Origin of the sequence: Cryptosporangium aurantiacum (assembly GCF_900143005.1) — a bacterium.
Classification (GTDB): Bacteria; Actinomycetota; Actinomycetes; order Mycobacteriales; family Cryptosporangiaceae; genus Cryptosporangium; species Cryptosporangium aurantiacum.
The window spans coordinates 173,054-187,215 of sequence record NZ_FRCS01000011.1 but is presented as its reverse complement, the minus strand read 5'-3'; the positions used below and the strand labels follow the sequence as shown (position 1 = coordinate 187,215).

The 14,162-nt window shown below is 72.3% G+C and carries 12 protein-coding genes; 6 read left to right on the top strand and 6 right to left on the bottom strand.

Annotated features, from left to right (window positions below):
* Positions 1-71: 71 nt before the first annotated feature.
* Together BUB75_RS31020 and BUB75_RS31015 are read left to right on the top strand one after the other, a co-directional pair.
* Entirely contained in the window at positions 72-941 is an 870-nt protein-coding gene (locus BUB75_RS31020; protein WP_073261847.1) for a DUF1028 domain-containing protein, read from the top strand.
* Positions 942-1,029: 88 nt separating this feature from the next.
* On the top strand, positions 1,030-1,851 hold the full coding sequence (locus BUB75_RS31015) for a class II glutamine amidotransferase (RefSeq protein ID WP_073261845.1): 822 nt from the start codon (positions 1,030-1,032) through the stop codon (positions 1,849-1,851).
* Here BUB75_RS31015 and BUB75_RS31010 read toward each other — a convergent pair.
* From BUB75_RS31010 to BUB75_RS47290, 5 genes are all read right to left on the bottom strand, one after another.
* Entirely contained in the window at positions 1,848-3,392 is a 1,545-nt protein-coding gene (locus BUB75_RS31010; RefSeq protein WP_084741918.1) for a hypothetical protein, read from the bottom strand. The two genes, BUB75_RS31015 and BUB75_RS31010, sit on opposite strands and share 4 nt — an antisense overlap.
* A 67-nt stretch (positions 3,393-3,459) precedes the next feature.
* Positions 3,460-3,870 carry a DUF6325 family protein gene (locus tag BUB75_RS31005; protein ID WP_073261843.1) on the bottom strand — a complete coding sequence of 137 codons (411 nt, stop codon included), beginning with the start codon at positions 3,868-3,870 and terminating at the stop codon, positions 3,460-3,462.
* 63 nt (positions 3,871-3,933) lie between these two features.
* On the bottom strand, positions 3,934-4,428 hold the full coding sequence (locus tag BUB75_RS31000; protein ID WP_073261841.1) for a DUF1269 domain-containing protein: 495 nt from the start codon (positions 4,426-4,428) through the stop codon (positions 3,934-3,936).
* A 43-nt stretch (positions 4,429-4,471) separates the two neighbouring features.
* Positions 4,472-5,653, bottom strand: coding sequence for an AI-2E family transporter (locus BUB75_RS30995; RefSeq protein ID WP_073261839.1), 1,182 nt, complete (start codon positions 5,651-5,653; stop codon positions 4,472-4,474).
* A complete protein-coding gene (locus BUB75_RS47290; RefSeq protein ID WP_218617864.1) occupies positions 5,637-7,019 on the bottom strand; it encodes a DUF7144 family membrane protein in 1,383 nt (460 codons plus the stop codon). The genes BUB75_RS30995 and BUB75_RS47290 overlap by 17 nt, the downstream gene beginning before the upstream one ends.
* Before the next feature lie 111 nt (positions 7,020-7,130).
* Between BUB75_RS47290 and BUB75_RS30980 the strand changes: the two genes are divergently transcribed.
* Positions 7,131-9,068: a phage holin family protein gene (locus BUB75_RS30980; protein ID WP_073261837.1), complete on the top strand. Its 1,938-nt coding sequence runs from the start codon at positions 7,131-7,133 to the stop codon at positions 9,066-9,068.
* The gene (locus tag BUB75_RS30975) at positions 9,065-9,637 is read left to right on the top strand and encodes an Rv1733c family protein (RefSeq protein ID WP_143175514.1); all 573 of its coding nucleotides are present in this window, start codon (positions 9,065-9,067) and stop codon (positions 9,635-9,637) included. Before BUB75_RS30980 ends, BUB75_RS30975 begins: the two co-directional genes overlap by 4 nt.
* A 3-nt stretch (positions 9,638-9,640) precedes the next feature.
* Here the strand turns inward: BUB75_RS30975 and BUB75_RS30970 are convergent, their stop codons facing one another.
* Complete coding sequence (locus BUB75_RS30970) at positions 9,641-10,063, bottom strand: hypothetical protein (protein ID WP_143175513.1); 423 nt, start codon at positions 10,061-10,063, stop codon at positions 9,641-9,643.
* A gap of 158 nt (positions 10,064-10,221) precedes the next feature.
* Between BUB75_RS30970 and BUB75_RS30965 the strand changes: the two genes are divergently transcribed.
* Together BUB75_RS30965 and BUB75_RS30960 are read left to right on the top strand one after the other, a co-directional pair.
* Entirely contained in the window at positions 10,222-11,076 is an 855-nt protein-coding gene (locus tag BUB75_RS30965) for a M48 family metallopeptidase (RefSeq protein WP_073261833.1), read from the top strand.
* 523 nt (positions 11,077-11,599) lie between these two features.
* Positions 11,600-14,101 (top strand): helix-turn-helix transcriptional regulator, encoded by a 2,502-nt coding sequence (locus tag BUB75_RS30960; protein ID WP_178380019.1) that lies wholly within the window; start codon positions 11,600-11,602, stop codon positions 14,099-14,101.
* Positions 14,102-14,162 lie beyond the last annotated feature (61 nt).

Sequence of the window (14,162 nt, the reverse complement as noted above, 5' to 3'; positions counted from 1 at the left end):
CGGGCCGGAGCCGGATCACCCGCTGCGGGTGAGCCCGCCGACGCGCCCCGCGGACGACGCTGAGCGTCACGATGACGTACTCGATTCTCGGCCGCGACGCCGCCACCGGCGACCTGGGCGTCGCCGTGCAGTCCAAGTTCCCCGGCGTCGGGAGCCTGGTGCCGTACGGCGAGGCGGACATCGGCGTCGTCGCGACGCAGGGGTTCGCGAACCCCCGCCACGGATTCGTCGGGCTGCGGCTGCTGCGGTGCGGCGCGACGCCTTCCCAAGCGATCGACGTCCTTCTCAACGACGACCCCGCCCGGGCCACGCGCCAGTTCGCCCTCCTCGCTCCGGCCGGCGACCCCGCCGCGTACACCGGCGACGCGCTGCACGAGTGGGACGGGTGGGCCGGGAGCCGCACCGGCCGGGACTGCGTGGCGCTCGGGAACGGGCTCGCGGGCGGCGTCGTGCCGGAGGAGATGATCCGGACGTTCGAACAGACCGGCGGGTCGCTGGCCGAACGCCTGATGGCCGGGCTCGCCGCCGGGCAGCGGGCGGGCGGCGACGTCCGGGGGCAGCAGTCCGCCGCGCTCCTCGTCGTCCGGCGCGACGGCGGTTACGGAGCCTTGGACGACCGGCACGTGGTGATCTCCGTCTACGACCACCCGGAGCCGATCGCGGAGCTGGCCAGGTGCTACGCGCTGCACCGGCTCGCGTACTTCCCGAGCGACCCGGCGGATCTGATCCCGATCGACGCTGTCCTGGCGCGGGAGCTGAAGACGCTGATGGCGTCCCGCGGGTACTACGACGGCACCGTCGACGACGTCTGGGACCCGGCGGCGCAGCGACGGTTCCAGCTGTTCCTCGGCAGCGAGAACTACGACAACCGCATCCACGACGACGCGGTGATCGACCGGGAGGTGCTCGCCGACCTGCGCGTCCGGTACGGGCAGCACTGAGTTTTCATCCGCGAAGGATGACGACCGCGCGAGCGGTGCGTGGTTGGTTGGGCGGCGACGAGAGGACGTGGTGGCGATGTGCAGGTGGATGGCCTACACGGGTAGCCCGGTAATCGCGAACGACCTGTTGTTCCGCCCGGAGCACTCGATCATCGTCCAGAGCTTGCGCGCCAACCTCGGACACGTGACCAACGGGGACGGGTTCGGGATCGGCTGGTACGGCACCGGGGCGGACGAGACGCCCGCGTTGTACAAGAGCGCTCATCCGGCGTGGAACGACGAGAACCTCCGGGAGATCGCGTCGAACATCCGGACGCCACTGCTGTTCGCGCACGTCCGCGCGTCGACCGGAACACCGATCGAACGCAGCAACTGCCACCCGTTCCGGCACGGACGGTGGCTGTGGATGCACAACGGATCGCTCGCGAACTTCGAGGTCGTCAAACGTGACCTCCGGATGGCGGTCGACCCCGCGCTGTACCCGGAGATCATCGGGTCGACCGACACCGAGACGCTGTTCTACCTGGCCCTCACGTTCGGGCTGACCGAGGATCCGCCCACCGCGGTCGCCCGGGCGGTCGGCCTCGTCGAAGACGTCGGCCGGCGCCACGGTGTCGAGTATCCGGTCCACATGACCGTCGCCACGACCGACGGCGAGACGATGTGGGTCTTCCGCTACTCCAGCGAGAAAGCCACGAGCTCGCTGTACTACTCGAACGACGCCGAGCAGGTCCGCCGGCTCTACCCGGACCTGGAGGTTCTCGACCAGCTGGGGCCCGACACGCGGTTCGTCGTCTCCGAGCCGCTGCGGGACCTGCCCGGCGCGTGGACCGAGGTGCCGGAAGCCTCGTGGGCGCTGGTCCGCGGTGGCGAGAACCACATCCACCCGTTCCAGCCGTCGAGCCCCTAGTCGGTGCCCTTCTCCAGCCGTTTCGCCACCTCGTCGGCCACTTTGCGTTGAAGGTCGGCCAGTTCCTGATCGGTGAGCTTGGAGAGGTCTGACGGTGTGCCCGGCGGAGAGCCGGAGCCGTACTCGGTACCCACGCCGCGTCCGTCCTGGTCGGCGAGCGTGCCGCAGCGGATCGTCGAGCCGTCCGCGCGGACCAGGCAGGTCGGGTTCTCCCCGCGCAGGTCACCGCTGCCCTGGACCCGGTAGAGGACGTTCTGGCCGTTGCCGATCGTCGCGACCCAGCGGGAGCTGCTGATCGGTGCGATCTCCATGATCTTCTGGTTCTGCCAGTTCGGCAGGTCCTGGTAGTCGGCCTTGATCCGGGACGAGACCGCGTCCGGCGAGACCCAGCCGGGTTTGGTGCGGTGGACGACGATCGTCGCGAGTTCGCCGCTGCGCACGCGTCCGTCGACGACCGCCAGCGCCGAGATCGCGGTGGCGTCACCCCGTCCGGTGAGCATCGTGACGTAGCTCGGACGGTTGCCCGCGGCGGTCGTCGGCAGCACGAACTCGGTGTTGTTGCCGCTGTTCGTGTCGTCCTCGCTGGCCACCCAGCCCGAGCGGCCACCGCGGTAGTCCCAATAGCCGCCGGACGCCTGCAGTGCGTCGCGCTGCTTCGCGGCGAGCGAGAGCGGGTACGCCGGGCCGGGCAGTCCGTCGGCCGTGTCGCGGAATTCGATCTCGCCGGTGCGTCCGTCGTAGAGCGCGATCCCGGCCGGCCGCTCGCTGACCACCATCCAGCCGATCTGCTTCTTCAGCGGGATGACGACGACCGGCCGGTCACCGTCGCAGTACGAGTACAGGTCACCGGAGTCGTACCGGACGTGCCGCCGCTCGTTGTGAAGCGCCCTGGCCAGGTTGTGATGCCACCACCCGCCGTCGCGGCGGGCCGCGTTCTGGCGGTCGAACGTGCAGGTCGTACCGTCGCCCCGGCCGCCGGCGAGCGGAACCTCCTGGTCGAGCGTCACCTCGTACCCCGAGGACGCCCAGCCGCGCCGCTTCACCAGGCTGGCGAACGATCCGCGCTGCGGGAGGTACGTGGTGTCGACGACGTCCCCGGAGACGTCACCGAGGTTGGGCCGGGCTTGGGCCTCGGCGACCGGGAACGGTGCGCGCTGGCCGAAGGCGGGCGTCGCGTCGGTGGTGACTTTCGCCGACGCGGTGAAGTAGGCGCGCGCCTTCTCGTAGCCGTGCGTCGAGACCAGCCACCAGATCACCGCGACCAGCGCGGCGCCACCGACGAGCACCGAGAGACCGCCGACCGCGACCTCGGAGAACCCGGATCCGTACGAGCGCCGGTCGCTCACCGCGGCGGTGGCCCCCGCGAGGATCACCCAGAGCAGGAGCAGCCCGGCGATCGGCACGATCCAGAACAGCGCCTCGCGGAACTCCCACCAGAGCACGGTCGAGTAGTGCGGTGCGAACAGGTAGAACAGCCCGAGAAGACCGGCGATCACCAGGATCGGCACGAGGCTGGGCAGCAGACGGCGCAACCGGCGCACGGAGCCTCCTACAACGGGGTGGTACGGGCATTGTGTACCACCCCTCCCACCGGGAGGCGGGGGAGACCTAGTGCGCGGCCGCGAGTTGGCGGACGCGACCGGGGAGGCCGGAGATGTGGGTCAAGCCGTGGATCCGGCCGTGGGCCGCGGCGACCGAATCGGACAGTTCGTGGATCCAGCCGTGTTCGAGCAGCACCACCAGCGCCACGGTGCGCGCGTCGACCAGCGTCGATACCTGGCGCAGATCGGCCTCGGCGATCAGGCCGGTGGCCAGGCCGGTCAGGTCGCCTGCGAGGCCCGGCAGGTCGCGCAACTCGACGGAGCGCGTGCCGCTGACCGGGTCCTCGCAGACCGCGACCGCGTCGGCAATCCGCATCCCGCTACCCCCCGCGAGAGGGTCCAGCGCCGCCCGGACGCCCTCGTCGAGCCGGTCCGCCGGGAAGGTCAACACCATGAGTTCCAGCGGGCCCAAAACCATGGCACCCAGTCTGGCCCTCCGTGGAAAAATGTTCCTCACCCGTTATGGGTGAGGCACTCTCGGTCACGGCCGGTGGTCGCCGAACGTCTCCAGCAGGATCTCGCGCTCGCCCTCGGTGAGGTTCGTGGCCACCAGCGTGCTGTGCATGCCGTGGAAGCGTTCGCCGAGCCTGTCGAGGTTGGCTTCGTCGGTGACCAGGAACAACGCCGAGCTTCCCTCGGTGATCTGCGTCCGGATCCGTTCCAGGTCGTCCCGGGTGATGCCGGTGCCCTCGGTCGCCTTGCTGATCGCGCCGATCGCGGCGCCCACCGCGCCGCCGACCAGCGGCACCAGGAACAGCGTGCCGATCAGCAGGCCCCATAACGCACCCCAGCCCGCGGCGTGCCGGGAGCTGTCGTGCTTGTGGTGGGTCTCCGGCCGCGCGGCGCCGTACGGCCAGCTGACCACCGCGTGGTCGACCACCGTCACCAGCCCGTCCAGGGCAGCGCCCTGGACGACCCGCTCGATCTGCTCGGCACCCTTGGGGTCGTCGAACTTCCACACGGTGAACGTGGTCATGGCCGGAACTCCCAGCGCGTCGAGACGATGTTGCGGTCGTCCGTCAGCCTGCGGGCGCCTGCTGCGTTTCGCCTCCCCCGGGGGGAACGAGATCGGACTCGGGTTCGCCCGGTTCGTCTGGTTCATCGGGTTCGCTGGAGTCCTCGTCTCGGGAGAGTCGCGACGACCCGCCGGACAGCAGCGTGCCGATCCAGCGGGAGTTCGGATCGAGGTCCACCAGCAACCCCTTGGCCAGCAGCGTCAGCGGGATCGCGAGCAACGCGCCCAACCCGCCCAGCACCCAGGCCCAGAACACCAGCGAGAGGAACGAGACGGTCGCGGACAGGCCGACCGCGTCGCCGACGATCTTCGGCTGGATGACCGACTGGATGACGAAGTTGACCACGCAGTACAGCACGATCACGGTCAGCATGAGGTCGACGCCGCCCTGGAGCAGCCCCAGCAGCGCCGGCGGGATCAGCCCGATCACGAACCCGATGTTCGGGATGTAGTTCGTGATGAACGACAGCAGCCCCCAGAGCACCGGGAGCGGCACGCCCAGCGCCCAGAGCAGCGAGGTGTCGAGCACCGCCACGATCAGCCCGAAGATCGTCGAGACCAGCAGGTAGCGGCGGGTGCCCTGGGCGAAGTTCCGCAGCGCGCCGACGACCTCCGGCCGGTCCGTGGCCACCGAACCGAGCCGGGCCGGGAACGTCGCGGTCTCCAGACACATGAAGAACAGCACCGCGAGCAGGAATACCGCGTTCGACAGCACACCCGCGATGCTGCCGACGAGACCCTCGATCAGCCGGACGGCGGAGCCCGCGTCCACGCTCTCCAACGCGGTCCGGAGCTGCTCGTCGCTGATCCCCAGACCTTCGAGCTGCCGCAGCAGGTCGGCGCGCAGGTCGGCGAACTGGGCCTGGTACTCCGGCATCAGGTCGATCAGCCGCGCCACCGAGACGACCAGCGCGCCGCCGAGCGCGGTCAGCACCGCGTAGACGACCGCGACCGTGGTCGCCAGCGCCAGCCAGACCGGAACGCCGCGGCGACGGAGCCAGCCGGTGAGCGGGCTCGCGGTCACCGCGAGCATCAGCGCGAGGAACACCGGCCCGGCGATCGACGCGAGGCCACGCAGGCCCGCGACGACGACGACCGCGCAGGCCGCTCCGAGCAGGACGATCACCCCACGCGGTAGCGCGGGCCCCGCACCCGGTTCGGCCCGCCGGTCAGTACCGGACCTCACGGCCGTGGACGACGAGCGCGTAGATGATCAGCACGTCGAGGACGACGGCGATGATCGCCCAGATCGGCTGGGCGGGGGCGAACAGCAGGTGCGTGATGGCGTTGATCACGGCCAGCCCGACGCCGAGGATCCGCGCCCAGGTCTTTCCGTAAAGGACGCCGATGCCGACCGCGATCGCGATCGCTCCGACCAGGATGTGGATCCAGCCCCAGACCGTGAGGTCGACCGGGAGCATCAGGCCGCTGTCGGTGACCAGGTAGTAGTCGTCCTTGACCAGCGCGACGATGCCTTCGAAGAGCTGGAAGCCGCCGATGAGCAGCAGCATGATCCCGGCGAACGACACTACGCCGACCCACCCGGACGGTGCGGGTGCTCCGGGCGGCCGGTCGTAGCCGGCGGCTCGGTACTCGGTATCGGTCATGCTTCTCTCCTCCGCAGAGCGATGTCGGGGCCCCGCCGATCGTGCGCGAACCGGGATGCGCGGACGCCATCCGCGGGGGACGAAATCCGCGTCGGTGAGGACGGCCCCCAGCACGGCGGAGAGCAGCAGGCAGAACGAGAGCACGTAGAGCCAGCTGATGTAGGCGAACGCGATGCCGATCACCCCGTAGCGCTCGGCGCTGTGCTCCAGCGCCCGCGGCAACCAGACCGCGCCGGCCGCCCGCACGCCGATCATCATCAGCCCGAATACGCAGCCGCTGACCAGCACGCGGGTCCGCGGCGCCGCCGAGCCGAGCAGCAGGCGCGGCAGCAGGATCGCAAACGCGCCGTCCACCAGCGCGGTCGCGACCGCCCCGGCGGCGTGCGGCGCGGGCAGCAGCGTGGTGAGCCGGTCCACGAACCGGGCACCGACCACGAAGAAGACCAGCACCACGACGGTGCCGAGCTGCCGGCCGGTCGCCGCCGGGCCGGTGATGCCCGTCCGCACCGACCACACCGCACGGTAGGCCCGCACCAGCGCCCGGGTCAGACCGGTCGCCGACAGCAGGACGATCAGGCTCCCCACCACGCCGAACGTGCTGCTCCCGCTGCCACGCAAGGCCTCTCGCAGCAGCCGGACGCTGGTCTCCGGCAGCCCCAGCGCCTCGCCGAACTGGGCGCGCTTCTGTGCGCCCGCGAGCGTCGCCGCCATGATCAGCAGCGGGAAGATCGACGTGAACGCCTGCGCGGCGATCGTCATCGCCCGGTCGAAGACCTGCGCCCGCACCAGCGCGGTCGCGGTGTCCAGCAGCAGGCGGCCGATGCGGTTGCCGAGCAGCAGCGCAGCGCGCGGCTGCAGCCGGCGCGGGAGCGCGGCGAGCACACCCGCGAGGCTCAGCCCTTCGCTGCCGGAGTGCGGTGGCTCCGGTCCGGACGGCCTGGTCACCCGGTCATCGTCGGGGCGGGGGTCGGCACAGCGCCCCATCCGGACCGGGTGAGCGCCGCGTCACCCCGCGCGGATGGCGTCCGCGGCTGCGCCCGTAGACAGACTGGCGGCATGTCTCCCCTGGTCACCGTCGGTCTCGTCACCGCCGTCCTCGGGATCACCGTGGCGGTGCTGCCGGGGATCACCGCGGATCGCCCCGCTGCCGTCCTCCTCGCCGCGGTCCTGCTCGGTCTGGCCGGGGCGGCGCTGCGGCCCGCGCTGGTCCGGCTGCTGTCCGCGATCGGCTGGATCGGTGTGGTCGCCGGGTGGCTGGTCGCCCAGGCCGTCCTGGTGTACGCCGTGCTGGCGCTGACCCCCGGCCTCCGGGTGGACGGCTTCTGGACCGCGTTCTGGGCGGCCTGGCTCGGTGCGGTGCTGATGAGCGTCGGTCTGTGGGTGGTGACCGCCGGACAGCCCGGTGCGGTGACCCAGCACCTGCTCCGGGTCAACCGGCGGTTCCGCCGCGCGGTGCCGCGCACCGACGTGCCCGGCGTGGTTCTGATCCAGATCGACGGGCTGTCCGCGCCGCTGGCCCGGTGGGCGATCGACGCCGGGAACCTGCCGACGCTCGGCCGCTGGCTGGCCGACGGCAGCCACACGCTGACCGAGTGGCACGCCGAGCTCCCGGCGACCACACCCGCCAGCCAGGCCGGCCTCCTGCACGGCGCCGCCGGGCATGTCCCCGCGTTCCGCTGGTACGAGAAGAGCACCGGACGGCTACTGGTGACCAACCGGCCCAAGGACAGCGCGCTGATCGAGGCCCGCTTCTCCACCGGACGCGGGCTGCTCGCCGACGGCGGCGTCAGCGTGAGCAACGTGTTCTCGGGCGATGCGGCCACCTCGCTGCTGACGATGAGCACGGTGTCGGCCCGACGCCGGGCGGGCGGCCCTGCCCGGTACGTCAGCGCCTACCTGCTCGACCCGTTCGGGTTGACCCGCTCGGTCGTGCTCACGGTCGGCGAGATCGTCAAGGAGCTCTACCAGGCCCGCCGGCGGCGGCTGCGCGACGTGCGGCCGCGGCTGGGCCGCAGCTGGTCCTACGTCCTGCTCCGCGGCGCGACGAACGTGCTGCTGCGCCAGCTGAACCTCACGGTCGTCGCCGAGCAGATGATGCGCGGCGCGCCGTCGGTCTTCTGCGACTTCGTCGACTACGACGAGATCGCCCACCACGCCGGTCCGGCCCGGCCGGAGGCGATGGCGTCGCTCGAGGGGCTGGACGGCGTCCTCGCGACGCTCGAGCAGGTCGCGGCGGCAGCGCCGCGTCCGTACTACTTCGTCGTGCTGTCCGATCACGGCCAGAGCCAGGGCGCGACGTTCGCCCAGCGGTACGGCGTGGGGCTGGAGGAGCTGGTGCGGAGCCTGACGGCCGGGGAGACCGTGCTGTCCGCCGGGGACGACGAGCAGCAGGGCCGCACCGACCTGCTCCGCGCGGAGGTGTTCCGCGGGCAGGCGGAGCAGGACACACCGACCACCTCCGGCCGCCCGGAGGTGGTCGTCGCAGCCTCCGGCAACCTCGCGCTGGTGTACCTGGCGCGGTTACCCGGGCGGCTGACCGCGGAGGAGATCGACGCCCGGTACCCGCGGCTGCTGCCCGGCCTGATCGAGCACCCGGGGGTGGGGTGGGTGATGGTGCGCTCCGGCGAGTGCGGACCGGTCGTGCGGGGCCGCGCGGGCAGCAGACGGCTGGCCGACGACCACGTGGACGGCGTCGACCCGCTGGCCGGCTTCGGTGCCCGCGCCGCGGACGACCTGCGCAGGCACGACACGCTCGCGGACGTCGGCGATCTGCTCGTGAACAGCAGCTGGAACCCGGAGACCCAGGAGGTCGCGGCGTTCGAGGAGCTGATCGGCTGCCACGGCGGCCTCGGCGGCTGGCAGAGCCGGCCGGTGCTGATCCATCCACGCGACTGGCCGGTGCCGGACGAGCTGGTCGGCGCCGACGCCGTCCACCGGCTGCTCTGCGGCTGGCTCGAACTCGTCGGGTGCCGCACGCCCGCGGGTCAGCCGTGAAGGGGCTGTTCTCCGGCCGGCTGGGACGGCAGCCCAACCCGCTGCGCCGGACCTCCGACCGGGTCGAGCGCGCCGTGCTGCTGTTGCTGATCTGGGTGTTCGTCGGCATCGGGCCGGTGCTCGCCGGGTGGGCGGCGCATTCGACCTACCGCACCGACCAGCGGGCACAGGAGTGGGAGCGCCGGCACGTGTTCCGGATCCAGGCCATCCTGGCCGAGCGCCCCCGGACGCCGGACACCGAGCCGACCGGCTCGACCGCACGCGTCGCACGGGCCACCTGGACCGCCCCGGACGGCACGCAGCGGGCGGGCGTCGTGAAGGCGGGCGAGGAGGACGGCGTCGGTAGCCGGGTGACGATCTGGGTCGACCGGGCCGGTGCGCTCCGGACCCCGCCCGCCTACCGCAGCCCGTTGCTGAGCGCGTCGCTGATCGCGGTGACCGTGCTGTTGTGCCTGGCCGTGGTGCTGTTCGTGCTGGGCAGGCTCACCCAGCTGGCGCTCGACCGCCAGCGGGCCTGGGCCTGGCACCGGGAGTGGCGCGCAGTCAGCCCACGCTGGACCCCGGAATGAATGTCAGCAGGTGCCCGAGATCGCGTCGCGGAGGCCGTCGACGCTCTCCCGGAGCTGCCCGACGGAGTCCCGGACCGCGGTCAGGTTGGTCGCGCTCGGAGCGGCCAGCGCGGTCTCCACGCTCGTCGTGAGCCCGTCCACGGCGGTCCGGATCGCGTCCGCCTGGGTGGCGTACTGGGCCTTGGCGTCGGCGACCAGCTGGGTCAGCTGCTCACGCAGCTGGGTCAGCAGGGGCCGCACCTGACTCAGGCCGTTCTCGGACACGTTCGCGTCCCGGATGTGATCGGCCGTCAGCTGGGCCGCGGCGAAGCTCTCGCACACCGCGGGCTTCGCGTCAGCTCCGTCGCCGGTGTCGCCGGCGCAACCGCCGACAAAGAGGACGGTGAGTGCCGCCGCAGCGGCGAGCAGTCCTGGGATTCGCGCCATGCCCGGCAGGATGCCGGGCCGCGCGCGGCCCACACCTCATCTCGGGCGGGTGAGGCCCGCCCGTTCCGCCCCCGATCACCCCGGTGGGGTGAGGTGTCGCACTGCTGGTTGCGCGGACGATCGTCCGGAGATTCGCGGCCCGACGACAGGAGTACGCCGTGTCGACGTCCACTGGCCGGCCCAGCCGGTTGCGGCACCCGGCCGAGCTGCCGTTCTTCGTGTTCATGGTGGTGCTCAACGCGCTGATCGTCGTCCTGATCGTGGCCGCGGCCACCACCCTCCCGTTCCTGCCCGAACGGCTGGCCGACTCGAACTGGGCGGTGGCGGTGCGGTCCGCGCTGATCGGACTCCTGCTGCTGGTCCCGGCGTTGGTCGTGATCCGCGAGACCCAGCGCGCCGCGACGCGCGCGAACGCGGTGGAACTGTCCCCGCGTCAGTACCCGGACCTTCACCGGACCGCGGACGAGTTCGCCCAGCGCCTGGGTCTGCGACGTCGTCCGCAGCTCTACGTCGCCAACGGGAACGGGGCGCTGAACGCGTTCGCGGCACAGGCGACCGGGCACGACTACGTCGTCCTGTCCAACGAGCTGTTCGCGAACCTCCGGGACGGTAACCGGGACGGGCTGCGGTTCGTCCTGGGGCACGAGCTCGGACACATCCGGCTGCAGCACGTGGCGCTGTGGTACCAGCTCGCGGTCGCGTACTCGGAGCGGATCCCGATCCTCGGCCCGACGCTGTCCCGGCTGCGCGAGTACTCGTGCGACCGGCACGGCGCGTACCTGTCACCGCAGGGGGCGACCGGCCTGGTGCTGCTCGCCGCGGGCCGGCACACCGAGAACGTCGTCGACGTGGAGGAACTCGTCCGGCAGGGGAGGACGCTGCGGGGCTTCTGGGTGGAGCTGGCCCAGCTCCCTCGGTCTCACCCGTTCACCGTGCGGCGGCTCGAGCGGCTCTACCGGCTCGGGGCGTTTCACTCACACGTGCGCGAGAGTCGCTCCGAAACGTCCGCGTGAGGGTACAAGAACTCACCCGAAACGGGTGATCCCCCGGGCGACCCGACATGATGTCATGCCGGGGCATGCTCGAATGAGGAGGGTCCAGCGAGCCCGCGCTTCCCCCTGTGCGGGTTCTGGCAGGAACCGCCGTGCGCGACGTCGCTCGCGGCTGCTGCCGCCACCGCGCCGACCGGCCCAGCCGACGCGGGGGAATACCGGTTCTCGTAGCCCCCGGCCGTCGTCGTTCCGATGCACTCAAGCCGTGCGCGGAGTGGCGTCCACCGGAGGCAACCGGGAACGAGCGACCGGGAGTACGGCGGCGCGCACGGGACGCGCCCCGTCGGGCGGTGAGAGGTGGTCGAGCCGCGTGCGCAGTCAGGACGGCATACAACGGCCTTCGTTCGGAGCGCAACGCCGCTACCCCGAGACCGTGAACCGGAGCCGACGGACGAGTCGGCAAACGGCGCTCACCCTCACCCGGGCCGCGCGGGACCCGCTCCCCGCTCCGCGGCTCCCGCCGATCCTGGTCGAACGAGAACGGGTGAGTGCTCGGATCGAGGCCGGTACGCAGCGCGGGACGACGCTGTTGTGCGCCGGAGCCGGGTGGGGCAAGACCGTGGCGGCCCGCGCCTGGGCCGTGGACACGTCGCGTCCGGTCGGCTGGCTGACGCTGAGCGCGGCGGACGACGACCCGGCCACGTTCTGGACACGCCTGTCCGCCGTGCTCCACCGCGCCGGTGGCCCGGTTCCGGGATCCGCGACGCCGCGGGACGGGGCGGAGGCGCTCCGGCTGATCGACGGCGGACCCGACGGCCTCGTCCTGGTCCTCGACGGCGTCGACGAGATCCGGGACTCCTCGGTGCTCGACGGGATCAGCGCGCTGCTGCAGTACCCCCCGAGCCGGTTGGCGGTGGTCCTGCTCGCCCGGTCGGAGCCACTGCTCCCGCTCCACCGTCAGCGGGTGACCGGCGAGCTGACCGAACTCGACGACGGCGACCTGCGTCTCCTCGCCGACGAAGCCGCCCAGCTGCTGGCTCACCACGGCGTGGATCTGGACCCGCCGGACGTGCAGGCGGTGCTGGACCGCACCGGCGGCTGGCCGGCCGGCGTGAGCCTCGCCGCCGGGTTCCTCGGCAGCGCGGACCCCGACCGGCGGATCGGCGGATTCACCGGTGCGGTGCCGTCGGTGTCGGCGTACCTGACCCGGGAGGTCCTGGACGGGCTGGCCGCGTCCGTACGGTCGTTCCTCCGCCGCACCAGCGTGCCCGACGAGATCTCCGCCGAGCTCGCCGACGCGCTGACCGGCCGCAGCGACGGCGCCCGGATCCTGGCCGAGCTCGAGCGCGCCAACGCGTTCGTCACGCGGAGCGGGTCGCGCGCCGGGTGGTACCGCTACCACCCGATGCTGCGCGACGTGCTCCACCAAGCGCTGAGCACCGAGGATCCCAGCGGCATCACCGCGCTCCACCGGCGCGCCGCGCGGTGGCACGACGCGCAGGACGACATGGCGGCAGCGGTGGACAGCGCCGCAGCAGGCAAGGACTGGCTCTTCCTCGCGCATCTGCTCACGACGCGGAGCGTCCCGCTACTGCTGACCGGCGACTCGGTCGCGCTCGCCACCATCCTGAACCGGATCCCCGCCGACGCGTATCTACCCGACGCCGAGTTCGGACTGTGCGCCGCGCTGCTCCGGTACTGCGCGGGCGACCACGACGCGGTTCCCGACTACGTCCGCCGGGCCCGGCGCCTGCTGGCCGGGCGGAGCGAGCGGGATCGGCGGCCGATCGACATCGTCCTGCGGACGCTCGACCTGCTCGCCGCCGGGGCCGGCGGTGATCTGACCGCGCAGACCGAGGCCGCGACCGAGGTGCTGGACCTGCTCGTCGACGTTCCGGTCCCCGACCTGCCCGCGATGGTCCAGTACCGGACGCTCGCGCTCGCCGGGAAGGGCATCGGCCTGTTCTGGACCGGGCAGCAGGACGAATCCGAGCGATACCTGGAGGCCGCGGTCGCCGCCGCACGGGCCTCCGGCGTGCGGAGCGTCGAACTGCACGCGGCCGGCCACCTCGCGCTGCTGGCGTACCTCCGGGGAGCAGTGACCGACGCCCGCGACCTGGCGCTCGCCTGCCACGACCCGGCCGGGGCCACGGGCGTCGTCCCGGGTTGCCTCACCGCGTCGGTCACGCTCACGCTGGTGGAGCTGGACCGGCTCGACGTCCGGGCCGCGGAACGGGCGCTGCGGGTCGCGCGTGCCGCCCGCACCGGCGCGACCGCGCTGTCCTCGGCGCTCGTCGACGTCGCACAGGCGACGTACGCGCGGCTCGGCGACGACCTTCCCGCCGCCCGGGCGGCGCTGCGCCGCGTCCGGTCGGAGACGCGGCTGCTCACCACCGCCTCGACGCTGGCGCGGTGGGCGGCGCTGGTGGAGTCCGAGGTCGACCTCGCGGAGGGACTTCCGGAGCGGGTCGCGCCGCGGTTGGCCTCGTCGGCGCAGGACGATCCGCTGACCCGCCGGGAGGCGATCTGTCTGGCACGCGCCGAGGTCGCGCTCGGTGACTTCCACGGCGCCGAGGAGATCCTCGCGCGGCTCGGTGCGACGTCTGCCGACCTGGCGGCCGCCGTCGAGTACTGCGTTCGTGACGTTCTGCTCGCGATCGCCCGCAGGCGGGCCGACCGCGTTCTCGGCGACCACCTTCCCGAACTGCCTGCGGGCACCCGCGACGGGAACGACCGGGCTTTGCGGCACCGGGACTGGCCGGCCGAGGGCACGGTCCGGCTGATCAGCGAGATGCTGGCCGCGCCGCCCGCCCTGGCCCAGCCCGACGAGCCACAGCCCGTCGACCGGCTCAGCGAGCGGGAGCGGGACGTGCTCCGGTACCTGCCGACGATGCTCAACGCCCAGGAGATCGCCGACGAGCTGCACGTCTCGGTGAACACGGTCAAGGCGCATCTGAAGGCGATCTACCGGAAGCTCGGCGCCTCCCGGCGGCGGGAAGCCGTGGTGCGCGCACGCCGCCTGGGCATCCTCCGCGGAGCCGAGTAGGAAGTTCACCCCTGGCGGGGGAGCCCCGGCGGTGGCCGTCTGTGGCGCACTGGGCCGGAGC